Source organism: Cognatishimia activa (assembly GCF_026016445.1).
Classification (GTDB): domain Bacteria; phylum Pseudomonadota; class Alphaproteobacteria; order Rhodobacterales; family Rhodobacteraceae; genus Cognatishimia; species Cognatishimia activa_B.
Genome location: NZ_CP096147.1, coordinates 1,603,681 through 1,629,260 on the forward strand (window position 1 = coordinate 1,603,681; position 25,580 = coordinate 1,629,260).

The 25,580-nt window shown below is 54.7% G+C and carries 23 protein-coding genes and 1 tRNA gene; 13 read left to right on the forward strand and 11 right to left on the reverse strand.

Annotated elements, in window-relative coordinates; all coding sequences use genetic code 11:
• Positions 1 to 16 precede the first annotated feature (16 nt).
• Genes M0D42_RS08000 through M0D42_RS08020 form a run of 5 tightly spaced genes read right to left on the reverse strand, consistent with a single transcriptional unit; the run spans position 17 to position 3,885 of the window.
• The gene (locus M0D42_RS08000; protein ID WP_419195965.1) at positions 17 to 706 is read right to left on the reverse strand and encodes an N-acetylmuramoyl-L-alanine amidase; all 690 of its coding nucleotides are present in this window, start codon (positions 704 to 706) and stop codon (positions 17 to 19) included.
• Entirely contained in the window at positions 706 to 1,371 is a 666-nt protein-coding gene (locus M0D42_RS08005; protein WP_265021061.1) for a hypothetical protein, read from the reverse strand. The genes M0D42_RS08000 and M0D42_RS08005 overlap by 1 nt, the downstream gene beginning before the upstream one ends.
• A gap of 49 nt (positions 1,372 to 1,420) precedes the next feature.
• Complete coding sequence (gatA, locus tag M0D42_RS08010) at positions 1,421 to 2,908, reverse strand: Asp-tRNA(Asn)/Glu-tRNA(Gln) amidotransferase subunit GatA (RefSeq protein ID WP_265021062.1); 1,488 nt, start codon at positions 2,906 to 2,908, stop codon at positions 1,421 to 1,423.
• Positions 2,908 to 3,195 carry an Asp-tRNA(Asn)/Glu-tRNA(Gln) amidotransferase subunit GatC gene (gene gatC / locus M0D42_RS08015; RefSeq protein ID WP_265018096.1) on the reverse strand — a complete coding sequence of 96 codons (288 nt, stop codon included), beginning with the start codon at positions 3,193 to 3,195 and terminating at the stop codon, positions 2,908 to 2,910. The genes gatA and gatC overlap by 1 nt, the downstream gene beginning before the upstream one ends.
• 33 nt (positions 3,196 to 3,228) lie before the next feature.
• A complete protein-coding gene (locus M0D42_RS08020) occupies positions 3,229 to 3,885 on the reverse strand; it encodes a ceramidase (protein ID WP_265018097.1) in 657 nt (218 codons plus the stop codon).
• A gap of 56 nt (positions 3,886 to 3,941) precedes the next feature.
• Here M0D42_RS08020 and M0D42_RS08025 point away from each other — a divergent pair, with 56 nt between their 5' ends.
• Positions 3,942 to 4,634 carry a metal-dependent hydrolase gene (locus M0D42_RS08025; protein ID WP_265018098.1) on the forward strand — a complete coding sequence of 231 codons (693 nt, stop codon included), beginning with the start codon at positions 3,942 to 3,944 and terminating at the stop codon, positions 4,632 to 4,634.
• Positions 4,635 to 4,638: 4 nt separating this feature from the next.
• On the opposite strand, the gene M0D42_RS08030 is transcribed toward M0D42_RS08025, so the two are convergent.
• Positions 4,639 to 5,091, reverse strand: coding sequence for a nucleoside deaminase (locus tag M0D42_RS08030; RefSeq protein ID WP_265018099.1), 453 nt, complete (start codon positions 5,089 to 5,091; stop codon positions 4,639 to 4,641).
• A 62-nt stretch (positions 5,092 to 5,153) separates the two neighbouring features.
• On the opposite strand from M0D42_RS08030, the gene M0D42_RS08035 reads away from it, so the two are divergent.
• The 7 genes from M0D42_RS08035 (at position 5,154) to M0D42_RS08065 (ending at position 12,697) form a co-directional block, all read left to right on the forward strand.
• Positions 5,154 to 6,125: a pseudouridine synthase gene (locus M0D42_RS08035; protein ID WP_265018100.1), complete on the forward strand. Its 972-nt coding sequence runs from the start codon at positions 5,154 to 5,156 to the stop codon at positions 6,123 to 6,125.
• Positions 6,126 to 6,325: 200 nt separating this feature from the next.
• A complete protein-coding gene (locus M0D42_RS08040; RefSeq protein WP_265018101.1) occupies positions 6,326 to 7,144 on the forward strand; it encodes a TerC family protein in 819 nt (272 codons plus the stop codon).
• Positions 7,145 to 7,357: 213 nt separating this feature from the next.
• The gene (locus tag M0D42_RS08045; protein WP_265018102.1) at positions 7,358 to 8,245 is read left to right on the forward strand and encodes a 5-bromo-4-chloroindolyl phosphate hydrolysis family protein; all 888 of its coding nucleotides are present in this window, start codon (positions 7,358 to 7,360) and stop codon (positions 8,243 to 8,245) included.
• A gap of 25 nt (positions 8,246 to 8,270) precedes the next feature.
• A complete protein-coding gene (locus M0D42_RS08050) occupies positions 8,271 to 9,470 on the forward strand; it encodes a toxic anion resistance protein (protein ID WP_265018103.1) in 1,200 nt (399 codons plus the stop codon).
• Positions 9,471 to 9,476: 6 nt separating this feature from the next.
• Positions 9,477 to 10,406 (forward strand): DUF2927 domain-containing protein, encoded by a 930-nt coding sequence (locus tag M0D42_RS08055; protein WP_265018104.1) that lies wholly within the window; start codon positions 9,477 to 9,479, stop codon positions 10,404 to 10,406.
• Between the two features lie 26 nt (positions 10,407 to 10,432).
• Positions 10,433 to 11,548 (forward strand): SPFH domain-containing protein, encoded by a 1,116-nt coding sequence (locus tag M0D42_RS08060; RefSeq protein WP_265018105.1) that lies wholly within the window; start codon positions 10,433 to 10,435, stop codon positions 11,546 to 11,548.
• 33 nt (positions 11,549 to 11,581) lie between these two features.
• A complete protein-coding gene (locus M0D42_RS08065) occupies positions 11,582 to 12,697 on the forward strand; it encodes a TFIIB-type zinc finger domain-containing protein (RefSeq protein ID WP_265018106.1) in 1,116 nt (371 codons plus the stop codon).
• A 10-nt stretch (positions 12,698 to 12,707) separates the two neighbouring features.
• Here the strand turns inward: M0D42_RS08065 and M0D42_RS08070 are convergent, their stop codons facing one another.
• On the reverse strand, positions 12,708 to 13,124 hold the full coding sequence (locus tag M0D42_RS08070) for an Hsp20/alpha crystallin family protein (protein ID WP_265018107.1): 417 nt from the start codon (positions 13,122 to 13,124) through the stop codon (positions 12,708 to 12,710).
• Between the two features lie 136 nt (positions 13,125 to 13,260).
• Here M0D42_RS08070 and dtd point away from each other — a divergent pair, with 136 nt between their 5' ends.
• The gene (gene dtd, locus M0D42_RS08075) at positions 13,261 to 13,710 is read left to right on the forward strand and encodes a D-aminoacyl-tRNA deacylase (protein ID WP_265018108.1); all 450 of its coding nucleotides are present in this window, start codon (positions 13,261 to 13,263) and stop codon (positions 13,708 to 13,710) included.
• A 25-nt stretch (positions 13,711 to 13,735) separates the two neighbouring features.
• On the opposite strand, the gene glpK is transcribed toward dtd, so the two are convergent.
• The 3 genes from glpK to M0D42_RS08090 form a co-directional block, all read right to left on the reverse strand.
• Positions 13,736 to 15,220 (reverse strand): glycerol kinase GlpK, encoded by a 1,485-nt coding sequence (glpK, locus tag M0D42_RS08080; RefSeq protein ID WP_265018109.1) that lies wholly within the window; start codon positions 15,218 to 15,220, stop codon positions 13,736 to 13,738.
• A gap of 273 nt (positions 15,221 to 15,493) precedes the next feature.
• A complete protein-coding gene (locus M0D42_RS08085; protein WP_265018110.1) occupies positions 15,494 to 17,374 on the reverse strand; it encodes an acyl-CoA synthetase in 1,881 nt (626 codons plus the stop codon).
• 163 nt (positions 17,375 to 17,537) lie between these two features.
• Positions 17,538 to 19,334 (reverse strand): ABC transporter transmembrane domain-containing protein, encoded by a 1,797-nt coding sequence (locus tag M0D42_RS08090; RefSeq protein ID WP_265018111.1) that lies wholly within the window; start codon positions 19,332 to 19,334, stop codon positions 17,538 to 17,540.
• A 210-nt stretch (positions 19,335 to 19,544) separates the two neighbouring features.
• On the opposite strand from M0D42_RS08090, the gene M0D42_RS08095 reads away from it, so the two are divergent.
• A tRNA-Gly gene (locus M0D42_RS08095) sits at positions 19,545 to 19,618 on the forward strand.
• 51 nt (positions 19,619 to 19,669) lie between these two features.
• On the opposite strand, the gene M0D42_RS08100 is transcribed toward M0D42_RS08095, so the two are convergent.
• Positions 19,670 to 21,049 carry an FAD-binding oxidoreductase gene (locus tag M0D42_RS08100; RefSeq protein WP_265018112.1) on the reverse strand — a complete coding sequence of 460 codons (1,380 nt, stop codon included), beginning with the start codon at positions 21,047 to 21,049 and terminating at the stop codon, positions 19,670 to 19,672.
• A gap of 293 nt (positions 21,050 to 21,342) precedes the next feature.
• Here M0D42_RS08100 and M0D42_RS08105 point away from each other — a divergent pair, with 293 nt between their 5' ends.
• The 3 genes from M0D42_RS08105 (at position 21,343) to M0D42_RS08115 (ending at position 25,529) form a co-directional block, all read left to right on the forward strand.
• Positions 21,343 to 23,070, forward strand: a complete 1,728-nt coding sequence (locus M0D42_RS08105) for a sensor histidine kinase (RefSeq protein ID WP_265018113.1) — start codon at positions 21,343 to 21,345, stop codon at positions 23,068 to 23,070.
• Complete coding sequence (locus M0D42_RS08110; RefSeq protein ID WP_265018114.1) at positions 23,067 to 24,290, forward strand: sigma-54-dependent transcriptional regulator; 1,224 nt, start codon at positions 23,067 to 23,069, stop codon at positions 24,288 to 24,290. Before M0D42_RS08105 ends, M0D42_RS08110 begins: the two co-directional genes overlap by 4 nt.
• 237 nt (positions 24,291 to 24,527) lie before the next feature.
• On the forward strand, positions 24,528 to 25,529 hold the full coding sequence (locus M0D42_RS08115) for a DctP family TRAP transporter solute-binding subunit (protein ID WP_265018115.1): 1,002 nt from the start codon (positions 24,528 to 24,530) through the stop codon (positions 25,527 to 25,529).
• Positions 25,530 to 25,580: the final 51 nt, after the last annotated feature.

Below are 25,580 nucleotides of genomic sequence, written 5' to 3' on the forward strand. Positions count from 1 at the left end.
TTATGCAAAGAAGAAACTAAGGGGCTACACGCGCCACCAACCGGGCCATGATGCGGCGATCTTCAGCATCTTCTGGCCCTTTTGCCCAGGGGCGGAAGCGACTGCGGAAGGCTGCAAAACAGGCTGCCAAGGGATCTTCGATGCCAGAAAGGCCGGCCAAAGGATAACCAAAGCGCGCAGCGTTTTCGGTCCAGTCTCCGGTGGCTTGTTCTGCGTCCGGCCAGACTGCTAAACCCTGAAGAGCGAGGCGTTTCCAGTCAAAGCGGGGGCCGGGATCGATTTTGCGATGGGGCGCAAGATCGGAATGCGCGATGACATTTTTTGGCAGGATTGACCAGCGTTGCATGATCTGCGGCAGGAGCCATTCCAGCGCGGCCATTTGCGGTTCCGCAAATCCATGCGTGCCAAGATTATCAAGTTCAATTCCGATGGAATGGGAATTCACATCCGTGATATCCCCCCACTGCCCTGCCCCAGCATGCCATGCGCGCATGTCTTCTTGAACGAGCTGGTCAATCCGTCCCTTTGACGAAATCAGATAGTGTGCAGAGACTTCGGTCTCCGGATTGCAGAGCGTTTTACAGGCAGCCTCAGCCGAGGCCATAGCCGTGTAGTGCAACACTATCAGAGATGGCGTCGCACCATCGCGACGCGGCCCGAAATTTGGGGATGGGGATTGACTCACGTGCGGCGCTTTGGGCGCCATCAGTTGCGGCCCAGATTGCGGAATGGTGTCGGATCCCAGCTGCAGGCATAGCCATCGCCATCCGGGTCCAGACCGAGACGGTCTTTCTGAGGTCCACCACGTGCAAGGAAATCGATCTGTGCCTGATCAGCACTTGGGTATTTCCGGCAGTTCTTATCAAACCGCGCAACAGCGTTCAGGCCAAAGCGTTGGTAGATCGGATTGCCCGGAGGGTTCGTGTGCTGCAGGGCAAACTCAACAATGTTTGGACCAGCGGCCGCTGTCCGTGTTGGCAGTTTTGTCGCCTCAACAACCTGATATTGATTGGCAATAGCTTCACGGCGTCTGGCATCGTCTTCGATGCTGCGACGGGAATCGACCGCGGTAAAGTCGTTCTCATCCGAGATACCGGCATTCTCAAGCTGAACAGGCGCCGGGTTGGACGGGCTGGCTTCGACAACCTGCCGCCCATCAGCGGTATGCGTGTTTACCGGACGGGTCGCATCCAATGTGTTCAAGGTTTCTTCTGAAACGGCCTGCGCCGGTGGGATCACCGGTTCAAAGCCACTGGGAGACGAGCGACGGAAATTATCATTGTCAAAGCCAATGCCAGCCCCGCTGTCAGGGACCGGCGGATCACATGCCGCCAGTGCCAGAATTGCGCATCCGCTGAAAATCCACCGCATCGTCTTGCCTCTTAGCGTTTTACTGTGCCTTCTTGCTTTGGGCTGAGCTTTACCACCATTTACCCGGCTTGGCTACGAAACCCGCCGCAGACTCAAGCGCATAGGCAGTATTCAGCAGATCGCCTTCTTCCCATGGACGGCCAATTAGCTGCAGGCCCAATGGCAGACCTTGGCTGTCGGTACCAGTTGGCACAGCGATACCCGGTAAGCCCGCGAGGTTCACGGTCACGGTGAAAACGTCGTTCAGGTACATTTTGACCGGATCAGCGTCGCTCATTTCGCCCAGGCCGAAGGCCGCAGAAGGGGTTGCAGGTGTCAGGATCGCGTCAACGCCTGTCGCGAAGACATCGTCGAAGTCTTTCTTGATCAGGGCACGCACGCGACGGGCACGGTTGTAATAGGCGTCATAGAAACCAGCGGACAGCACATAGGTGCCGATCATCACGCGGTTCTGAACTTCGTGGCCAAATCCCTGCGCGCGGGTCTTTTCGTACATCTCATTGATGCCATCACCCGCTTCCAGCGTCGCGCGGTGACCGTAACGAACACCGTCGTAACGCGCGAGGTTCGAAGACGCCTCAGCCGGAGCAATCACATAATAGGCCGGCAGCGCGTATTTGGTGTGTGGCAGGGAAATATCAACGATCTCCGCACCTGCGGCTTTCAGCATGGCTGTGCCGTCTGCCCAGAGCTTTTCGATTTCATCCGGCATGCCGTCCATGCGGTATTCTTTTGGGATACCGATTTTCTTGCCTTTGATGTCGCCGGTCAGCATGGCTTCGAAATTTGGCACTGCAAGTTCTGCAGAGGTGCTGTCTTTCGGGTCGTGACCACACATGGCTTCCAGCATAATCGCCGCGTCGCGCACGGATTTGGTCATTGGGCCCGCTTGATCCAGCGAGCTTGCGAAGGCCACAACCCCCCAGCGGGAGCAACGACCGTAGGTTGGTTTGATACCTGTGATGCCAGTGAAAGCTGCAGGCTGACGGATCGAACCACCAGTGTCAGTACCGGTCGCCGCCAAACACAGGTCTGCCGCAACGGCAGAAGCAGAACCACCAGAAGAACCACCCGGTGTCAGCTGCGCATCATCGTTGCCGCGACGCCATGGGTTCACAGCATTGCCGTAACAGGATGTTTCGTTGGAGCTGCCCATGGCGAATTCGTCCATGTTGAGCTTACCCAGCATGACGGAACCCGCATCAAAGAGGTTTTGGGTCACGGTGGATTCATACTCAGGCACGAAGCCTTCCAGAATACGGCTGGCGGCCTGGCTCGGAACACCTTTGGTGCAGAAGAGGTCTTTGATGCCAATCGGCAGGCCACACATCGCCGGCGCATCGCCTTCGGCAAGGCGTGCGTCAGCGGCTTTCGCCTGAGCCAGCGCAACTTCTGGTGTGTTGTGCACAAAGGCGTTCAGCGCGTCTGCGCCTTCGATCTCTTTCAGGCAGGCTTCGGTCAGCTCAACAGAGGTGACGTCCTTGGCACGCAGTTTGTCGCGTGCTTCGGCGAGCGTGAGTTTGTTCAGATCAGTCATTACTCAACCACCTTTGGAACCGCAAAAAAGCCTTCGCGCGCGTCTGGCGCGTTGGAAAGCGCTTTGTCCTGTTGATCGCCGTCGGTCACCTCGTCCACGCGGCGCTTCAGGCGCTGCGGGGTCACGGAAGTCATTGGCTCAACGCCTTCAACGTCGACCTCATTGAGTTGCTCAATAAAGCCAAGGATATTGTTGAATTCTTCGGCCAGCGCAGGCAGCGCGTCCTCTTCGACCTTGATGCGCGCAAGTTTGGCAACGCGCGCCGCGGTGTCCTTGTCAATCGACATCGGCAAACTCCAAATGAAACTTGAGGAAAGCGTTTAGCCAAGCTTTGTAGGGCGTGCAAGCATGTGTCGGCGATAGACCTCAATCATCCAGCCCAAAGCGATGCCATTCAGGATGTGCCATAGGAAATGGGTACCAAAAGGCAGCACATTGCACAGGGGTTCATCAATGGAACGGAAAAAGAGCGACAGGCAGACAATCGACGCGCCAATCGCTAGACCCTTGGCAGTTTCTGGCGCTCTGTTTCGCAGACCAAATGCATAGGTAAAGATCAGGAGTGGTACAGGTCCGTAAGCAGACGAGCTTTCAAAGCCGGGAATTTGCGCAAAGAGCGGTGAGAGCAGCGCCGCATAGGGGAAGAAAAGGACCACCGCAAAGCCCGCGATCCAAGCTCTTTGGTTCCAGAAATCGCGGGTCGCAGCGAAAATATAAACGAGGATGTAGAGGATGATGGGCAAAACATCCGCAATACCGGCCCAGGTTTGCGCAAAAGTGTGGAATAGGAAGCTGCCAACACCGATGGCGAACAGCACGATACACAGGAGTTTTGCGAGAAACAGCCCTTCGCTCCTCCGCCACATGTAGATGGCCGCGATCAGAAAGGCCGCGTTTGTGATGGCATTGATCGGTTCCGACCAGAACGAGGGATCCAGACGTTCGCAATAACCATCAACGTGTTGATGCAGATCCATGGGCTTCTCCGACTCACTGAATTTGCTAAGCTTCTACCAAAGTTAGGGAGGCTTACATGAAAATAACCTGGTTAGGACACGGCTCGTTCAAAATTGAGATCGCGGATCAGGTCTTGCTGCTGGATCCCTGGCTGACGGGCAACCCGATGCTGAGCGAAGATCAACATGATGCAGCGCTTGAAGGCGCAACCCATATCCTGCTGACCCACGCGCACTTTGATCACGTTGCTGATGTGCTGGATATTGCCCGCAAGCATGCGATCCCGATTGTCGGCCAATATGATCTGATGTCTTACTGGGAGGAGCATGAACATCTGGCGACGGTTGGTTTCAACAAAGGTGGCACGGTTCAACTAGGGGATGTCGCTATCACAATGGTGCACGCAACCCATTCGTCCACTTTCGCAACACCAGAGGGTCCCAAAGCAGCGGGCAGCGAATGCGGCTTCATGATCGCGGGTGAAGGTCACGTGATTTATGCGACTGGCGACACGGATGTGATGGCGGACATGGCCATTTTCGGAGAGCTGCACGAGCCCGACATTGGCCTCCTCTGCGCAGGCGGTCATTTCACGATGGATATGAAACGCGCAGCCTTCGCGGCGGAAACCTTCTTTGATTTCAGCACCGTGATCCCCTGCCACTACCGGACATTTCCGATTCTGGAGCAATCTGCACAGGTGCTGATTGATGCGCTGCCGGATGTGGATGTGATTGAACCAGAGGTGATGCAACCGATCGAGCTTTAGGAGCTCAGGGGCGTTTTTGACGGAAGAAATCTCTTAGGATGTGCTCGCAGGGCTCCGCCGAAATGCCGTCATAAACCTCTGGCGTGTGGTGGCTCTGCGGATGGTCAAACACCCGCGGCCCCTGGGCGACACCGCCTGATTTCGGGTCAGATGCTCCGTAGTACAATCGCGCGATGCGGGTTTGGGAAATCGCCGATGCGCACATTGGGCATGGCTCCAGCGTCACGTAGAGATCACAGCCGGGCAGACGTTCGGAGTTGAGTTTCTGGCAGGCCGCACGGATGGCAAGAATTTCAGCGTGCGCGGTAGGATCGTTCAACTCGCGGGTGCGATTGCCCGCCTGTGCCAGCACCTTGCCATCCGGACCAATCACGACCGCCCCCACGGGCACCTCTCCCCGCTGGGCCGCTGCCTGCGCTTCTTCAAGCGCCAGATCCATGTGGCTGTTGAATGTCATGATTTTCAGATGCCTGATGATTGGCTCTTTCGCAATGGGGCTTTCGCATATAGGAAACCCAAATGACCAAAGATCGCTCCGATAAAACCCCCGCCAAAACGCCAGCGGGCGACCGTATTGCCAAAGTTCTCTCTCGCGCAGGCGTGGCCTCGCGCCGTGATGCGGAGCGTATGATTGAGGCTGGTCGGGTATCGGTGAACGGCAAGGTGCTGACCTCCCCTGCCCTCAACGTAACGGGTCGGGATCGCATCGAGGTGGATGGCAAATTGATTGCCGAAAAAGAGCCGGAACGCATTTGGCTTTATCATAAACCCGTGGGCCGCGTGACGACCCACAAAGACGAAAAAGATCGCGAGACGATCTTTGATGACCTGCCAGAGGACATGCCAAAGCATGTGCTGACTGTCGGACGTTTGGATCTAAATTCTGAAGGTCTGCTGCTGTTGACCAACGATGGCGAGGTCAAACGCACGCTCGAGCTGCCATCGACCGGTTGGGTGCGTAAATATCGCGTGCGGGTAAATGGCCGCCCAACGGAAGAGACATTCACCCCTTTACGTCGCGGTGTGACCGTAGATGGGGAGCGATTTGCCCCCATGACAATCAGCTTGGATCGTCAACAAGGCGCTAACGCCTGGGTGACGGTTTCATTGAAAGAAGGCAAAAACCGCGAAATCCGTCGCGCGATGGCAGACATCGGCCTGACCGTGAATAGACTGATCCGCGTATCTTATGGTCCTTTCCAATTGGGCGATCTGAAAGCCGGCGAAGTGGATGAAGTGCGCCGTCGCGTGGTGCGCGACCAATTGGGACTGGATGGAGCGATTGCGCCCGAAGAGCGCCGCAAGCCCCAGCGTCGTCGTAAGCCCGGAGCGGGTAAACCGGTTGCAGGCAAGCCGAACCATGGTGATCGTGGGTTCTCTGCAAGCAAACCGTCGGGACAAAAACCAGGCGGAAAACCGGGTGCAAAGCCAAGTGGCAATCGCGCCAGGACCTCATCTAAAGCCCCCCGCAAGTTCACGCCAAAGCGCTAGTCCAATCTTATGAGCGACCGCCTTGACGGGCTGTGTTGATCCAGTAGTCGCATATGGAAAACTAAAGTATTTTGCCTCTCACGCCTTTTGACCCTCAGGTCTTGAGGCGCGTGCCAGAATTTTCCCCAGCATCAACGCTTTGCGGCCTGCCTGTCCTACGTTATGCCTTGGCCAAATGCGCGAATAGGACGAGGCAAATCATGGCTGAACTGTTAACTTTTGAAAATCTGGGCAATCTCTTGATGCTCTGCTTCCTGCAGGCGGTGCTGGGGTTTGATAACCTGCTATATATCTCCATTGAAAGCCAACGCGCGCCGGTTGCGCATCAGCGCGCGGTACGCTTCTGGGGTATCATCATTGCGGTGGCATTGCGGGTTGTGCTGCTCTTCACGATGATCCGTTTGATCGACTCTCTGTCCGAACCCTTCTGGGTCTTCAATAGCCCCGGCCTGATCGAAGGTGGCATCAACTTTGCGACTTGTGTCTTCATTCTGGGTGGTATTTTCATCATTTACACGGCTGTGAAAGAAATCAGCCACATGCTGACTGTCCAGCATCTTGATGCGGATGTGCATCACAAATCCGGTAAATCGGCTGTGAAAGTTGTGGCATTGATTGTCATGATGAACCTGATTTTCTCTTTTGATTCCGTGCTTTCTGCGCTAGCGATCACTGATGTCTTCCCAGTTCTGGCCATTGCGATCCTCTTGTCTGGCGTCGCCATGCTGGTTTTGGCCGATGGCGTCACGAAATTCCTTGAAAAGAACCGCATGTATGAGGTTCTGGGCCTATTCATTCTGTTGATCGTGGGTGTGGTCCTTTTGGGCGAAGCCGGTGTGGCGGCCTCCCATGCAATGCATGACGATGCGCTGGCGCTGAAGTTCTTTGGCTACGCTCTCGAACCGATGTCCAAGACCACCTTCTACTTCTCAGTTGTGGTTCTCTTCATGGTCGAGATCATCCAGTCAGGCTATGCACGCAAGCTCAATATGGAACGTGTAGCAGAGACGCGTCACTAACAGGCTGCGAGTGCAAATGATTGCGGCGGCAAGGCACCGCCGTGATCCCTATTTCAATTTCTTCCCCCTAGTAACGAAAGCCGAAACTTCCTAAGTTTCTGGCAGGGTTACTGGGGGTTTTTCATTTATGTCCCAAACGGGTTTGCAAAAACTGGCGTTTGTTCTGCTTGTCATATTGATGTTCTATGTCTCCATCGCAGGAGCAGGTTCATAATGGCAAAGCGATACGGCGGAAAATTCAGCCCGGATGGGGCATCAAGCGAGCACGACACTCAAAAGCCCGGCCCGTTCCTGAATGCAAAACGCAGCAAAGCGGGTGGGCGCACAAATATGCTCTTCATTGCGCCCTTGCCTCTGATCTGGAAGGCCTTCACCTCTGAGCCGATTGTTATGGCTCAGTACCTGATGGCGCTTGGGTTGTTGCTCTTCGCGGCTTGGATGACCCGCGAAGGCGTGATTGCACAAGAAGCCTACGATGCCCGCAAGGTCGCGCGTCGTCCGGCTCTACCTCGCAAGATGGTGGGGTCTTTGCTGACTGGCGCAGGCCTGGCGATGGCCGGGATCGCTGGCTTTGGCCCAGTTGATGCGATAATTTTCGGCGTCTTGGGGACCGTTATTCATAGCTTCGCCTTCGGTTTTGATCCTTTGAAAGACAAAGGTGCAGAGGGTATCGACCAATTTCAAACTGACCGCGTGGCGCGCGCTGTGGAAGAAGCAGAGAGCCATCTTGCCTCAATGTCAGATGCAATCCTGCGCTCTGGCGATCGTCAGATGGAGCGCCGCGTCGATCAATTTCAGAAAACTGCACGCGATCTCTTTCGCTCGATCGAAGATGACCCGCGTGATCTGACCTCAGCGCGCAAATATCTGAGCGTCTATCTGAGGGGTGCGCGTGACGCGACAATCAAGTTCGCGGATGTCTGTAGCCGCAACCAAAGCGCGGATGCACGCGCAGGCTACGCCGCCCTGCTCGATGATCTGGAGCAGAACTTTGCGGCCCGCACGCAGAAGCTTTTGGAAAACGATCACTCTGATCTCACCATCGAAATCGACGTGCTGCGCGAACGCCTGCAGCGCGAAGGCATCCGAAACGATGCATAAAACTCTATCCAACGAGGGGAATTAAATGTCTGACACAGTACGTCAAAAAGCCGAAGCCGCGCTGGCGGAAGTTGAACAAGTCACCGCAGTTGTGCTGGCAGAGCCTGTAGAAGCCAACGCCATTGTGCCGCTGGCTGATGCCGATGCGCCAACAAGCGAAGAAATCACAAAGCGCATGGCAGAGCTCGATATGAGCGACACGAATTCCATCGTGACCTTTGGCTCCGCCGCGCAATCTGAGCTGCAGGAAATCAGCCAGGCGATGCTACAGGACGTGCGTAACAAAGACGTCGGGCCAGCCGGCGACAGCCTGCGCAATATCGTGACAACAATCCGGGGCTTCTCGATCTCTGAACTGGACGTGCGTCGTGAACGCTCTTTCTGGGAGAAACTGCTTGGCAAGGCCGCGCCTTTTGCCAAATTCACCGCGCGATTTGAGGAAGTTCAGGACCAGATAGACCGTATCACCGACAATCTGCTGGATCACGAACACACCTTGATGAAAGACATCAAATCCCTGGATGTGCTCTATGAAAAGACGCTGACATTCTACGATGAGCTGGCGCTTTATATCGCGGCGGGCGAAGCCAAGATCGCTGATCTGGATGCAAATGACATCCCAGCAAAAGAAGCGGAGGTTCAGGCCGCGCCTGAAAACGAACAGGTCATGAAAGCGCAGGAACTGCGTGATCTGCGGGCTGCCCGGGATGATCTGGAACGCCGTGTACATGACCTGAAACTGACACGTCAGGTGACCATGCAGTCCCTGCCCTCGATCCGTCTGGTTCAGGAAAACGACAAGTCGCTGGTCACCAAGATCAACTCGACGCTCGTGAATACTGTTCCGCTATGGGAAACCCAGCTGGCACAGGCAGTGACGATCCAACGCTCTGCCGAGGCTGCGGCTGCGGTGCGGGATGCGAATGATCTGACAAACGAACTGCTGACCGCAAATGCAAAGAACCTGCGCGAAAGCAACAAGATGATCCGCGAAGAGATGGAACGTGGTGTCTTTGACATCGAAGCCGTTAAACAAGCCAATGCAGACCTGATCGGCACCATCGAGGAAAGCCTGCAAATCGCGGACGAAGGCAAAGCCAAACGGGCTGCTGCCGAAGAGGACCTTAAAGCGATGGAAGCAGAACTGCGCGACACGCTGGCAGCGGCGAAAGCCAAGGCAACAGGTCTGGGCGATACCGTAGCAACCTCTGCAGGCGATGCGTAATCCAGAATGCCACGCAGCCTTTTGACATCAGCCCTATTTGCAGGCGCTTTGAGCGCCTGCACGTTGACGTCTGAAGGCACATCGCCCCAAGCGACACCTGCGGCGCTGCCACTTCCGGCTGCGCCAAGTCAGCAAAGCGTTGCAATTGGAAAATACTATTCCAATCTGCAGGCTGATCTTCTGGTGCAAGGTCTTCTGCGCAAGGATGGCGGCGGACCTGACACGCCTTATACAGCAGACATGCTGGCACGCAATTTCGAGCGTATTGCCTTCTACGACGAACACGCCGTGGGCACGCGACTGCAAAGTGCGGATGGCGAAGCGCGCCAGCTGGTACGCTGGCAAGATCCGGTTCGGATCAAAGTGGAATTCGGTCCCAGTGTTTCGAGAGATCAACGAGAGGCTGACAGCCAATTCGTCAGCGCCTTTGCCGACAGGCTTTCCAAGCTGACCAACCACCCTATCCGTCCTGCCATAGTCCGCCCCAATTTTCATGTTTTCGTTTTTGGCGAAGATGATCGCGCAACCATGCAAACCCGCATCAATGAGGTCCTTCCCGGATTGTCGAGCGCCTCTCGTGCCATCATCCAAAACCTGCCGCGTGACATGCATTGCCTGATCCTCGCCAATAGCGCGGATGATGCAGTGCCGCAGATCAAATCCGCCGTTGCCATCGTGCGCGCCGAACACCCCGATCTGCTGCGTCAAACCTGTTTCCATGAGGAAATCGCGCAAGGTCTCGGCCTGCTCAATGACAGCCGCTACGCGCGGCCCTCGATTTTTAACGACGACGATGAATTTGCCTATCTCACCAGCCACGATGAAAAGCTGTTGCAAATGCTTTATGATCCACGGCTTAAGATCGGCATGACGGCTGACGAAGCCCGCCCCATCGTCAAAACCATGGCCCGCGCTCTGACCGCGCAGGCGCTATAACGATATGATGAAGTAAGGAGTGTCCCATGGGTATTTTCGATTTTCTGACAGGCGAATTTATCGATGTCATTCACTGGACGGATGACACGCGTGACACGATGGTCTGGCGTTTTGAACGCGAAGGCCATGAGATCAAATACGGTGCCAAACTGACCGTCCGTGAAGGACAGGCGGCGGTATTTGTGCATGAGGGCCAGTTGGCGGATGTTTTCACGCCGGGTCTTTATATGCTTGAGACCAACAACATGCCTGTGATGACAACACTGCAGCACTGGGATCACGGTTTCAAAAGCCCGTTCAAATCCGAAATCTACTTCGTCAATACAACGCGCTTTAATGACCTGAAATGGGGCACCAAAAACCCCATCATGGCACGTGACCCAGAGTTCGGCCCAGTGCGTCTGCGCTCCTATGGCACCTATTCGATCCGCGTCACAGACCCTGCGCGTTTCCTGACAGAGATCGTTGGCACCGATGGTGAATTCACCATGGATGAGATCTCTTTCCAGATCCGAAATATCATTGTGCAGGAATTCTCTCGGGTCATTGCAGGCTCAGGCATTCCCGTGCTGGATATGGCCGCGAATACGGCTGAGTTTGGCAAGATCGTTGCAGAGGCGATTGATCCGGTCATTGCGCAATATGGTCTGTCGATCCCAGAACTTTACATCGAGAATATTTCACTGCCCCCCGCAGTCGAACAGGCGCTGGATGACCGCACCTCGCGTGGCATCGCAGGCAATCTGAATGACCACATGAAATGGAAAGCGGCTGAGGCCCTGACAACGGGTGGCGCGGCAGGCGACTCCATGGGCATGGGCATGGGTGCGGCCATGGGATTGCAAATGGCGCAGGGCATGATGGGTGGCGGCAATGCCGGTCCTTGGGGTGCAGCTCCTCAAGCGACCCAACCTGCTCCACCACCTCCACCTGTTGAGCACGTTTGGCACATTGCTGAGAATGGCAAAACCACAGGTCCATTCTCCAAGGCGCGGCTCGGACAGATGGCCTCTGAGGGCAAGCTGAAACGCGAGACCTATGTCTGGACCGCAGGTCAAGACGGCTGGAAAGCCGCAGGTGACGTGCAGGAACTCGCGCAACTTTTCACGATTATGCCACCGCCTCCGCCTCCTGGCGCATAAATCCAAACCTTAAAAATAAAACACCGGACGACCATGACCAACATGCCGCCCCCACCACCCGCGCCGAAAGCGGCGCATCGCTTTCCCTGTGACCAATGCGGGGCGGACTACCGGTTTGATCCCAAAGAGTCGCAACTGGTCTGTGATCACTGCGGCCATACTTCTGAAATGGCGGACATGGGCCCCTGGGCTGGGTCCATCAATGAGCTCGACTTCAAAACTGCGATCAACAACCAACTCCCGGCACAGGAAATCGAAGAGACCCGCGTCTCCACCTGTCCGAACTGCGCAGCGCAAGTCGAGTTTGATGCAATCACCCACTCCAAGGAGTGCCCGTTCTGCGCCACGCCTGTGGTCACGGACACAGGTACACACCGGCACATCAAACCAAAAGGTGTGCTGCCTTTCGCTTTGAATGAACGTGCCGCAAATGGCGCCATGACGGACTGGCTTGGTAAGCTCTGGTTTGCCCCCAACGGATTGCAGGAATACGCCCGTAAAGGTCGGAAAATGGATGGCATCTACGTCCCCTATTGGACTTTTGATGCCGACACGAAATCCTCGTATCGCGGTGAACGCGGCACGGAATATCACGAGACCCGCACCGTCATGCGGGATGGCAAGCAAGAACAGCAGACGGTCACCAAAGTGCGCTGGCGCAATGTTTCGGGCCGAGTGGCGCGGTTCTTCGATGATGTGCTTGTTTTGGCCTCCAGAAGTCTGCCGAAGAAGTTCACCGATGCGCTGCAACCATGGGACTTGGACGCGCTTGAACCTTACCGCCCGGAATTCCTGGCGGGCTTCCGCGCGGAAGGCTACGCGGTGGAACTGGACGAAGGTTTCGCCGAGGCCCGCGCCCATGTGGACCGCGTGATCCTGCGCGATGTGAAATTTGACATTGGCGGGGATCGCCAGCGGGTGCATAACATCGACACAACCGTGTCTGACGTGACCTTCAAGCACATCCTCCTGCCGGTCTGGATGGCCGCTTATAAGTATCGTGGCAAAACATATCGTTTTGTCGTGAATGGCCGCACAGGGCGCGTTCAAGGCGAACGCCCCTGGTCAGCATGGAAAATTGCCTTCGCTGTGCTTCTGGGCGCCATTGTGGCAGCCGGAGTGGGTTACGTAGTGGCGATGAACCAGTAATCCGCAGGTTTTACCCTTTTGAGATCTTAACGGTTTTCGCCTCATTCACCTCTGGCGCGGATTTTGGAATCATAACGGCCAATACACCGTCTTTCAGGTCAGCTGTTACGCCCTCTGCATCTGCATCCGCCGGCAGTCTGAAGTTGCGGCTGAAGGCCCCGTATTGCCGCTCGGAAAAGAACCAAGTGTCACCTTTGTCCTCTTTTTCAGTCCGTTTTTCGCCTTTGATGGTCAACACATCTCCATGAACCGACACATCGATGTCACCTTCATCAACTCCCGGCACTTCCATAGAAATCCGGTAAGCTTCTTCGTCAGACGAGGCCTCGCTGGCCGGGGTCAACCAATCAGCCAGACGCGTGCTCATCGTGCGGAACGGTTCATAAAGCGCGGGCCACAGGCCCAGACCATGTGTTTTCTCAACCATGTCTCTCCTCCTGATATGACAACACATGCGAAGGATCGCACATTTGTTCAAAGGCCGCCTTGAGGCGGATCAAATGGCTTGAAAATCAGGTTTCGAAGTGGCAGCAGGCTTTGAACCTTTTCAAAGGAAAATCAGAATGCGCGCATTGATTCAAAGAGTGTCCGAAGCTGCCGTACGCGTGGATGGCGAGATCGTAGGAGAAATCAAACAGGGGCTACTTGTGCTGATCTGCGCCATGAAGGGTGACACAGAAGCGGATGCCGATCGCCTAGCCGCGAAAATCAGCAAGATGCGGATATTCACTGACGAAAATGGTAAGATGAACAAGTCTGTGCTCGACATCGCAGGCGGCGCTTTGGTGGTCAGCCAATTCACCTTGTCCGCCGATACCAAAAGCGGCAACCGTCCCGGCTTTTCAACTGCTTGCGGTGCGGAAGAAGGCAACGCCTTCTATGAATATTTTGCTCGTGCATTGGGAGAAACCGGTGTCCCGGTTGCCAAAGGCATTTTCAGCGCTGATATGAAAGTTTCACTGGTCAATGATGGTCCTGTAACCATTTGGATCGATACGGACCAGTGGTCTTAAGGTGGGGTGACACCCCACCCTCTCCTTACACGGATAGCGTCGCTTCGACAGCTTTCTTCCAATTTGCGTAACGTGCTTCACGGGTGGCCTCGGCCATTACTGGCTCAAAAGTCTGATCAAGCGCCCATTTTGCTGCAAAGTCTTCCTGAGACGGATAGACGCCTGCGCGCATACCTGCGAGCCAAGCCACGCCGAGCGCGGTGCTTTCCAATACGGTTGGTCGATCCACTGGCGCTCCGGTGATATCCGCAAGGAACTGCATCGCGCAATCGCTTGCGGTCATACCACCGTCGACGCGCAGTTGAGCTTTGCCTGCACCACCCATATCACCTTGCATCGCCTCCAGCAGATCCCGGGTTTGAAAACCAACACTTTCAAGCGCTGCCTTTGCAAATTCAGCCGGACCCGACCCTCGCGTCAGCCCAAAAATCGCCCCTCGGCAATCCGGTGCCCAGTATGGTGCACCGAGGCCTGTAAATGCAGGCACCAAAATCAGTTCTTGCGCGGGATCAGCCGATTCCGCCAAAGCTTGGGTTTCTGAGGCGCTTTCGATGATCCCCAGACCGTCTCGCAGCCATTGAACCACTGCGCCCGCGATAAAGATCGCCCCTTCCAGCGCATACGTCGGCTTTCCATCCAATTGATAGGCAATCGTCGTCAACAAACGGTTCTCTGAGGTCACTGGAGTATCGCCTGTATTCAAAAGCGCAAAACAGCCGGTGCCATAGGTGGATTTCAACATGCCCGGCTCAAAGCAGGCATTTCCGAGCGTCGCAGCCTGCTGATCCCCTGCCACGCCGAGAATTGGAATTTCCGCACCGAGAATAGATGCTTCCGCAACACCGAAGTCCGCTGCGCAATCCAGAACCTCTGGCAACATCGCTTGCGGCACCCCCAGAAGATCGCAGATCTTATCTGACCATGCCCCGTTGTGGATGTCGTAAAGCATAGTGCGCGCCGCATTCGTTGCGTCCGTCACATGGCGTTTGCCGCCGGTCAAATGCCAGATAAGCCAGCTGTCAACCGTCCCAAAGGCAAGCTCGCCCGCCTCAGCGCGTGAGCGCAGGATTTCGTCTTGATCCAATATCCATTTCACCTTCGTCGAGGAGAAATATGGATCAAGCAACAGCCCTGTTGTTTCGGTAATCAGAGCCTCGTGGCCATCTGCTTTTAGGGCGCGACAGATGTCCGCTGTCCGTCGGTCCTGCCAAACAATCGCATTGTGTACGGGCTCACCAGTAGAGCGGTCCCAGACAAGCGTAGTTTCACGCTGATTGGTGATACCAATCGCTGTGATGGCGGCCATTTCAAGCCCGGCCTTGGCAACTGCATCTCTGCAAGTGGACAGCGTGGTGTTCCACAGATCCATCGCGTCGTGTTCCACCCAGCCCGAATTGGGGAAATGCTGTGTGAATTCTTCCTGTGCGCTCGCGATGATTTTCATCTCCGCGTCAAAGACAATTGCACGGGTGGAAGTTGTGCCTTGATCAATGGCCAAAATATACGTCATGCGAGTCACTTCTCTTGCTGCCAATTCAGAATGCCTAAGAATGCAAAGGAGGCAAGCATGACCACGCTGGCAGCGTCCTCCCAGCACTGCATGCCCCTCGTTAGCGCCAAATTGTTCGTTTGAAAAGAGATGAACATGAAAAGAAAATGAATTAGCAGCTATTTGCCGCGATTTTGGGTCGAAAACAAAGAAAACCCCGGCCAGAAGTTCGGCCGAGGTTGTCTATGATTTATAAAAGGATCCTACGCGGGGCTGACGCTCAGGAGAGTTTGTTTAATCCGCCCACTCCCACGACTGCGCAAAACTCCCCAGAAGGGATTGTACTTCTGCCTCTTCAGCACCGTTTCTTTCGAGACGCGCCACAAGGCCGCGTTTTTTGTCATCAATGACTTCCGTCACCCGGGCAGCAAGACCCGCTTCTGTAAGCGAGGCATCAAAGACCCGCGTAATGGCGCGTTTGCGCAAGTCGGGTTTGAACACTTTGCCGACTGCGGTTTTGGGAAGCTCTGTCAGAATTTCCACGTGCTTTGGATGCGCTGCGCGTTCGTGCACCAGTGTTTTGGCATGGGCACGCAGGGTTTCGCCATCCACTTCCGCCCCTTCAACCAACTCTACATAAGCACAGGGCAATTCGCCTGAATGCATATCTGGCTGACCAATGGCCCCGGCCATCGCAACGGCTGGGTGCTGAACCAGCGCTTCTTCGATCTCGGCAGGATCAATATTGTGACCACCTCGAATGATCAGGTCTTTTGCCCGGCCCGTAATCCAAAGGTAACCATCTTCATCCAAGCGACCCAAATCACCTGTGCGCAGGTATTTTTCGGCATAGAAAAGATCGGCGTTCTTTTCGGCTTCGGTGTAGGTGTGCCCGGCGTAAACGCCGGGGTTCGAAACACAAATCTCGCCCACCTCATCCGTGGCACATTCAACGGCCCCATCTGAAGTATGATTGACGATACGCACGTCCGTATGTGGGAAAGGAATGCCGACAGAGCCAACTTTCTTTTCACCACCTGGAGGGTTGCAGGACACCAGACAGGTGGCTTCTGTCAGACCGTAGCCTTCAACAATTGTCACGTTCGACGCGCTTTCAAAGCGTTTAAACAGCTCCATTGGCATCGGCGCAGACCCAGAGAAGGCCACTTCAACAGATGAGATATCCGCGTCCACCGGGCGTTGCATCAAGGCAGAGACCGCCGTCGGCACGGTGATAATAAAGGTGATGTTCCAGCGCTCGATGAGCTTCCAGAAGTTGTCGAACACGCCGTCGCCACGATAGCCCTGTGGTGTCGGAAAGACGACGTGCGCACCAGACGCAATCGCCGACATCATGATCACCTGAACCGCAAACACATGAAACAACGGTAGCGGACACATGATGTTGTCTTTCTCGGAGAAGAGCAGCGTATCTCCAATCCAGCCATTATAGATCATGCCTTCGTAACAATGCTGCGCGACCTTTGGCATACCGGTGGTGCCACCGGTGTGGAAATAGGCCCCAACCCTATCCCCTTTGCTATCCTCAAAATCCAGCGTTGTGTTCTGCTTGGCAAGTTCCTTGCGGAAGTCCAATACCTCGGCGTGATGCTCACCATCGTTCTTCGGGCGGATCAATGGGACGATCCAGCTTTTAGGTGGCGTCAGATAGCGCAGCAGATCGATCTCAAGCACGGTATGAACTTGCGGCGCGTGGCGCACGGCTTCGGTCACCTTCTGGGGCACATCTGTTTTTGGGAAGGCCTTAAGCGTTACAACCACTTTGGCGTTTGTTTCGCGAAGGATCGAGGCAATTTGTTCGGGTTCAAGAAGCGGATTAATCGGGTTTGCGACCCCCGCGATCATACCACCCAGCAACGTCACGAGCGTTTCATGCGCATTGGGCAGAATGTAGGCAATCGTGTCGTTGTCACCGATACCCAGCTTTCGAAACAGGTTCGCCGCCTGAACAGACATCTTGTGAAGCTCATCCCAACTCAGCGTCTCCGCCTTGTCTTTGGGGCCAGAGGTCAGTTGGTAACTGACTGCAGGACGGTTGGGGAACCGATCTCTTGTGCGGGTCAGGAATTCATACATGGTCTTAGCGACATCGCGCTTCTCCCATGGCATTTCCTGTTCAATTGCGTTGCGATCCTCCATCGACGCAAAACTCATGGTCTTCCTCCCCTAGTGTCTGCCCTGCCTTGTGGCTTGATGGCGTTTGTTGACTGTCTCAATAGTGACTTAGCCAAAGCAAGCTTGCCCACAGGTCAACATTAGCGTCGACGTTACGTCCGACAACAGCGAAAACGAGTTTCTAACCGTTTAACGGGAAAATTCAGGCGGCTTTTCCATCAGTGAACTGCAAACGTGCCAATTTCGCGTAAAGCCCGTCTTCAGCGACAAGCTCATCATGGCGGCCCTGAGCGACAATGCCACCCTGATCCATGACGATGATACGATCCGCCTTTTTTACGGTTGCAAGGCGGTGCGCCACAATGATGGTGGTACGGGTTTCGGCCAGTTCATCCACAGCTTGCTGAACCAGACGTTCGCTTTCTGCATCAAGCGCAGAAGTCGCCTCATCCAGAAGCAGTACCGGCGCATCGCGCAGGATTGCACGCGCAATGGCGATACGCTGTTTCTGGCCACCGGAAAGCATCACACCGCGTTCACCGACATAGCTGTCATAGCCATCTGGAAGCTTGGCAATGAAATCATGGGCTGCGGCTGCCTTTGCAGCCGCTTCAACCTCCGCATCGGTGGCGTTTGGGCGCCCAAAGCGAATGTTTTCGCGCGCTGTGGCCGCGAAGATCACCGGATCCTGTGGCACCAGCGCCATGTGCTGGCGGAAATGATGACGGTCCATGTCTTTCAGCGGCATGCCATCCAGAGTGATCTGACCGGACAATGGATCATAGAAGCGCTGAATCATTTGGATGATCGTGGTTTTACCCGCCCCAGAAGGGCCGACCAAAGCAACGGTTTCACCCGGTTTGATGGTCAGGTTCACGTCGCGCAGTGCTGGAATGTCTGGTCGCGCCGGATAGTTGAAGTTAACCCCTTCAAATGCAATCTCGCCGCGCACATCATGCTTGATGAATTGCGGATCAGCTGGGTCTTTCACAGTGTCTTCTACTTGCAAAAGCTCAACCAAACGTTCCGTCGCCCCTGCTGCGCGTTGCAACTCTCCCCAGATTTCGGAAAGCGCGGCCACAGAGCCTGCTACCATGATGGCGTAGATCACAAATTGGATCAGCGCACCGGGGCTCATTTCATCCTGGCGCACATCGTTTGCACCAATCCACAGTACGCCCACCACGCCTGTGAAGATCAGGAAGATCACAATCGAGGTCATAAGCGCACGTGTATTCACGCGACGCAGGGCAGATTTCAGCGAAAGATCCGTCACTTCCGCGAAGTTCTGACGGCTTTCACGCTCATGCGTAAAGGCCTGAACAGTCTGCACCGACAGCAGTGCTTCTGATGCATTGCCAGAGCTTTCGGCGATCCAATCTTGGTTCTCACGCGAAAGCTTACGCAGGCGGCGGCCAAGAACAAGAATGGGCACGATCACCATAGGTACGATCAGCAGAACCAAAGCGGTCAGCTTGGCTGAGGTGAAAAGCATAAGCACCAGGCCACCCGCAAAGATCAATACATTGCGAAGCGCGATGGATATCGAGCTGCCGATCACGGACAGGATCAATGTGGTGTCCGTGGTGATCCGGCTTAGAACCTCACCTGTCATGATGTTCTCAAAGAACGAGGGACTCATGCCGATGATGCGGTCAAAAACTGCCTTGCGGATATCGGTGACCACACGCTCGCCCAGTTTGGTCACCAGCATATAGCGCAGTGCCGTCCCCGCCGCCAAAAGCGCCGCGATGGCGAGGGCAGACAGGAAGTACTGATCCAAGAGCGCGGCATCAGCTGTGCGGAAATTGTCTACAACACGACGAACTGCAATTGGCATCACAAGAGAAATGCCGGCAGTCAAAACCAGAGCAAAACCGGCCATGATTGCCAGCATACGATAGGGTTTTAGAAACGGCGCAAGCTCGCGCAATGCCCCAACGTTTTTGGACTTTGCCCGATCATCGTCAGTGCTTGTCGGCGTAGGTTGGCGCGCCATTTTGGTCCCTCATGTCAGTCTTGCGTGTTAGTGACGCCCCCCTAAAGCAAGGTCAAGGGCCACCAATGTCACGCCCTGACATTTGGGCAACAAAGCCATCGCGCAAGTCAGGCATAAGCCATATGTAATTTTTATGGCCGGAAAGCCGCATCTTGGCTCAAAGAGCTATTGACCTCGGAATCGGGATAAAATACATCCTCATCCTACCGAGCGGGTATGGTGAAATGGTATCATAAGAGCCTTCCAAGCTTAAGGTGCGGGTTCGATTCCCGCTACCCGCTCCACTTTAACTTCCCAACATTATATTTTGAAATATAGACGAAAACTGCTATTCGTCAGTTCAATGAAACCACTTTACCAGGGTTCAGAATGTTGTCCGGGTCCATCGCGCGTTTCAACGTCGCCATAACACCATAGGCATCGCCATGCTGCGCGGACATATAGGGGATTTTACCCAGCCCCACACCGTGTTCACCTGTCACTGTACCTTCATGTTTGATGGCCAGATGGTTGAGGTCTGACACCAATGCTTTAGCGGCGCTCACTTCTTCTGGGTCGTTTGGATCAACCAGCATTTGAAGGTGGAAATTTCCATCCCCGACATGGCCAATCACAGGAGAAATCAATCCTGTTTTCGCTATGCCCTCTTTCGCGATCTGAATGCACTCTGCCAAGGCAGATATTGGCACGCAGCAATCTGTGACAATACCTGAAGCCTCTTTACGAAGCGCTTTCACAGAATAGTAAGCATTGTGCCGCGCCGCCCAAAGTTTGTTTCGGTCTTCGGTTTTTTCAGCCCACTTGAAATCGCTGGCACCAAGTTCCTCAGCGATGTCTCTAAAGAAAGCGACCTGTTCTTTTACACCGGCTGGAGTGCCGTGAAATTCTAGGAAAAGATGTGGTTTTTCAGGAAGGTCGAAGGACTCGTTGTAAGCATTCAGCGCTCTGATCTGGATCTCATCGATCAATTCGATCCGCGCCATAGGCAAGCCAACCTGAATTGCGAGGATTACGCTCTGGACGGCGTTATCGAGATCATCAAACGCGCAGGTTGCAGCGGAGATGCTTTCTGGCTGACCGAACAGACGAACGGTCAGTTCGGTGATAATACCAAGGGTGCCTTCAGAGCCTATGAAGAGATGTGTCAAATCATAGCCCGCTGAGGATTTCTTGGCACGCGACCCGGTGCGAATGATCGACCCGTCAGCTGTAACCACCTCTAATGCCAGCACATTTTCGCGCATGGTGCCATATCGTACGGTATTGGTACCCGAGGCACGCGTTGCTGCCATGCCCCCCATCGTCGCATCGGCGCCCGGATCGACAGTGAACATCAACCCGGTATCGCGCAGCGCTGTATTCAACTCTGTACGTGTCACACCCGGCTGCACCACCGCATCCAAGTCCTCAGAGTGAATATTCAGAATGCGGTTCATACCAGTCATATTCAGACTGATCCCGCCTTTCACAGGCACAACATGGCCTTCAAGTGACGAGCCAACACCATAAGCCACGATGGGGCACTTATGACGTGCACAGATTTTCACGATCTCAGACACTTCCTGAGTGCTTTCCGGAAAAGCAACCGCGTCTGGCAAAACCGGTGTCGTGTAAGCCTCATCGTGGCTGTGCGTTTCACGCACGGACTGCCCAGTTGAAATGCGATCGCCCAACAAAGATTTCAACTCTGCGATGGCTGCTTCATTATTTGCCAAAACGTCTTCCCCCTGCGATATGCAACAGCCCCCATGAAAGCGCTGCATTGCCCTGTTGGATGTTTCTACCTTACCGACCACAAAACAAAAGTGTATGGCCGCTCTTCGCGCAAAATTGACGCAACGAAGAAACTTGGTGATGCTTCTATTGCTCTATGTAATCGATTACAACACTTATTGTTCGACAAAGCACTAACCAAATCCGCTTATCCGCTCGACGTTTCAACACAACTGGTTATCCGTCAAACCTCATCTGGGTTGCGGTCTTTCGGCGCTGCGGCAATGATGGCGGCATGCGAAGGCCCTGGTTAGCAACTCTTTTTCTTGCAGGTGTATTAAGCCTGACCGCTGCGGTCTGGGTTTACTCTGCTGTGCAATCGATCGATGAGCTCGAACGCCGTGGTGAAGTCGATCTCGCATTGGCGTCAGACCGTCTTGTGGGCAATCTCACTGGGTTCCGCCAACTGGCCGTTACTTTGGCCGCTGATCCACGCATCGTCGAGTCTGATACAAGCAATTCAGAGCTGATCGACATTCTTCGCCGTGCTACAGATATCTCTGGCGCATTGGATTTCGTACTTTTGGATCGTGGCGGGCACCATATCGCCAGTGCGGCTGACCGCCCTGTGGAACCATGGTTGAAAGGGCCATTCATTGACCGAGCGCTCGATGGAGCGCTTGGGCGACATTTGACTGTCAGCGAAGAGTTCGGGCGCAGGGTCTTTGTATATGCCGCACCAGTCTTTTCAAACGACGGCCCGGTGTCCCGTGTGTTGGTGGTCATTTTGGATCTTGAGGCCATTGAAGCGGATTTCCGGGGTTCAAACCCTGCGGTTTTGATGACCGATCACACAGGGATCGTTTACTTCTCCAACCGATCAGAGCTTGTTCTGCGTGATCGCTTTGCCAAGGCGACAGACCCGTCCGATGACACGGCTTTTGTGGATTTCACCGACTATCAGCTTTTTGGGTTTGATCTCTGGTCGGTCTCCGCCGGTCGTTATGTGCCCAGCAGTGCGCTGCACATTGAACAGGAGCTGCCCGTCATCGGAATGCGGTCCGAAGCCCTGATCGATCTGCGCCCTGCCCTTGCGACTGCATGGCTGCAGTCAGTTGTTGCGGGCACGATCTGCCTGCTGATGGGATCAGCGATTTTCTTCGTATCTAACCAGCGCCGCATCCTTGCCGAAGCCAACCAGAAATTGGAGTCCCGCGTTGCAAAACGGACTTACGAGCTTTCCGAGGTGAACACCGCCCTTCGCGCGGAAGTTCATGAACGCCGGGAGGCAGAAAAGGCGCTAAAGCGCGCACAGGCTGACCTCGTTCAGGCAGGTAAGCTCAGCGCGTTAGGGAAGATGTCAGCAGGCATCAGTCATGAACTCAACCAGCCACTGATGGCGATCCAATCTTTTGCGGATAACTCCGTCACGTTCCTTGAACGCGAAAACCAAGCCGCTGCCAGCCGGAATATGTCCAAGGTTAGTGATCTCGCGCGGAGAATGGCACGTATTATCAAGAACTTCCGCGCTTTTGCGCGGCAGGAACATGAAACCCTTAACCGCGTGGAGTTGGTTCAAATTGTCAAATCTGCGATCGAACTGGCAGATAACCATCTAGAACGTCATGCGGTTTCTTTGGACATGTCATTGCCCCACGATCCAATTTGGGTTCAGGGCGGCGAAGTGCGGTTGCAGCAGGTCGTTTTGAATCTGGTGACCAACGCAGTAGACGCAATGGCCACCTCTGACGAACGTCATTTGCAAGTTAGTATTGAAGTAGGCTCTGCTGTTGTTCTTAGCATTCGCGACACCGGTCCAGGCATTGAAGAACCGGAAAAAGTGTTTGAACCTTTCTATTCAACCAAAGAGATTGGCGAGGCTGAAGGTGTCGGGCTGGGCCTGTCGATTTCCTATGGTTTGGTGCAAAGTTTCGGAGGCAATATCCGTGGCGTTAACAGCCCAGAAGGCGGTGCGGTCTTCACGGTGGAACTACAACCCTGGAAAAATGAGGCGGCGGCATGAGCGACGTTGTTTTGGTCGTAGAAGACGATGCGCTGGTGCGCGAGGCGCTCGGACAGACTTTAGAACTTGAAGGCTATACCGCCCTGCTGGCAAGTTCCTTCATTGTTGCCAAGGATCACATCAAACCGGATTTCGAGGGCGTGATCCTTTCCGATATTCGCATGCCCGGTCGTGATGGTCTCTATCTGCTCGACTATGTACAATCGATCGATCCGGATTTGCCTGTGATCTTACTGACCGGCGAAGGTGATATTCCAATGGCTGTCGGGGCGATCAACAAAGGTGCCTTTGATTTTCTGGAAAAGCCCTGTGCGAACGATGTGTTGCTGGAAGCGGTTCGCAAAGCCTATCGCACGCGGAATCTGATACTGGAAAACCGGCAACTCCGGACAAAAATCACACGCGGTGATTTGGCGGCTCAGCTGATTTTTGGGATTTCTGATCGCGCCGAAGCTCTGCGGAACCAAGTCCGTAAAATCTCCGCTGTTGAAGGTGCCGTTCTGGTAGACGGAGCACCCGGTACTGGGGTCGCGAAAATTTCTGAAATCCTGCACCGCATGTCCACACGCGCTGAAGGACCATTCGTGCGCATGCCCGGTGCCGGATTATCGCCTGAGGCTCTAAGCAACGTGCTGGCGTCCTGTGTAAACGGCACCCTGTTTCTGGATGAATTTGTGGCTATGCCACAGGAAACCCAATTCGCCCTGCTTGAACATATTGACGCGGGGGTTGGCGCGCGTATCGTAGCGGGATGCTCATCTGATCTCGATGCCCACAACGCGGACGGCGCGATCAATCCGGATCTGTTCTACCACCTGCAAGCACTTAAAGTCCGCATTCCAGCACTGAAAGACCGGCCCGCCGATATCCCTGTGATCTTCCGCGACTACGTGCGCCAGGTCAGCGAACAGGCAAATGTCGCAGAACCCGATATTTCACCGGATGTCTTGGCGGGGATCATGGCGCGGGACTGGCCTGGAAACACGCGCGCATTAATGAATGAAGCAACACGGTTTGTGTTAGGGCTTGAGAGCCAGTCTCAGGGCGAGCAGTTGGGGCTTGCCGAGAAGATGGCGCAGGTGGAGCGCACATTGATTGTGGACGCGTTGCAGAAGAACCAAGGCAATGCCAGCGCCACGGCGACAGAGCTGAAATTGCCGCGAAAAACCTTCTACGACAAACTCTCTAAACACAGAATCAAACCCGAAGACTATCGCTAGCCACTGTGTGGATTTCCACACAGTCACCGATAACGGAGTGTTCCGTTTTCCGCACACTGTTTAAGCAAGCCTCTCACGGCAAGTGCCTGTAACGAACTTACATGACTGATTCCAAACAGTAAAACCCCTCTTATCACGCCAATGTGAAATTCCGATTGCCGCAAATCCTCCCCTGCATCGAAACTATCTGTGGGTAAATCAGATCGTTTTTTTTGCGATCCCAACGGAGGAGAATCCATGAAACTTCTAGCAACAGCCGCAACGGCTATCGCGCTCAGCATGTCCGCAGGTGCAGCTCTGGCGGCATGTGACGCCGGTGAAATGGTTATCAAGTTCAGCCACGTCACCAACACAGACAAACACCCAAAGGGTATCGCTGCTTCCTTGCTGCAAGCACGCGTGAACGAAGAGATGAACGGCACAGCCTGCATGGAAGTGTTCCCAAGCTCTACGCTTTACAACGATGACAAAGTGCTTGAAGCGATGCTGCAAGGCGATGTTCAACTGGCGGCACCAAGCCTGTCCAAGTTTGAAAAATTCACCAAACAGTTCCGCCTCTTTGACCTGCCGTTCATGTTTAAAGACATCAATGCAGTTGACGCGTTCCAAGCGTCCGACGCGGGTCAGTCCATGAAAGACAGCATGCAGCGCCGCGGCCTGCAGGGTCTGGCGTTCTGGCACAACGGCATGAAGCAGATGTCTGCAAACGTGCCTCTGAACACGCCGTCTGATGCTAACGGTCTTAAGTTCCGCGTTCAGTCCTCTGACGTTCTGGTAGCGCAGATGGAAGCCATCGGTGGCTCCCCTCAGAAAATGGCCTTTTCTGAAGTTTACGGCGCGCTGCAGCAGGGTGTTGTGGACGGCCAGGAAAACACCTGGTCCAACATCTATGGCCGCAAGTTCTTCGAAGTGCAGGACGGCATTACAGAAACCAACCACGGCATCATCGACTACCTCGTCGTGACCTCTGTGGACTGGCTCGACAGCCTGGATGCAGACGTGCGTGATCAGTTCCTGACCATCCTTGAAGAAGTCACCACAACCCGTAACGCGGAAGCATTTGCAGTAAATGAATCCGCAAAACAAGCAATTGTCGAAGCAGGTGGCACCATCCGTCAACTTGATGACACACAGCGCGCGGCGTGGGTCGACGCAATGCGCCCGGTTTGGACACAGTTCGCAGATGACGTGGGTCAGGACATGATCGACGCTGCCCAAACTTTCAACACCGGCAGCTAAGTTAAGAAAGTGGCGGCCTCTGCATCCAAACAGGCTGCCACTTTTCTATTT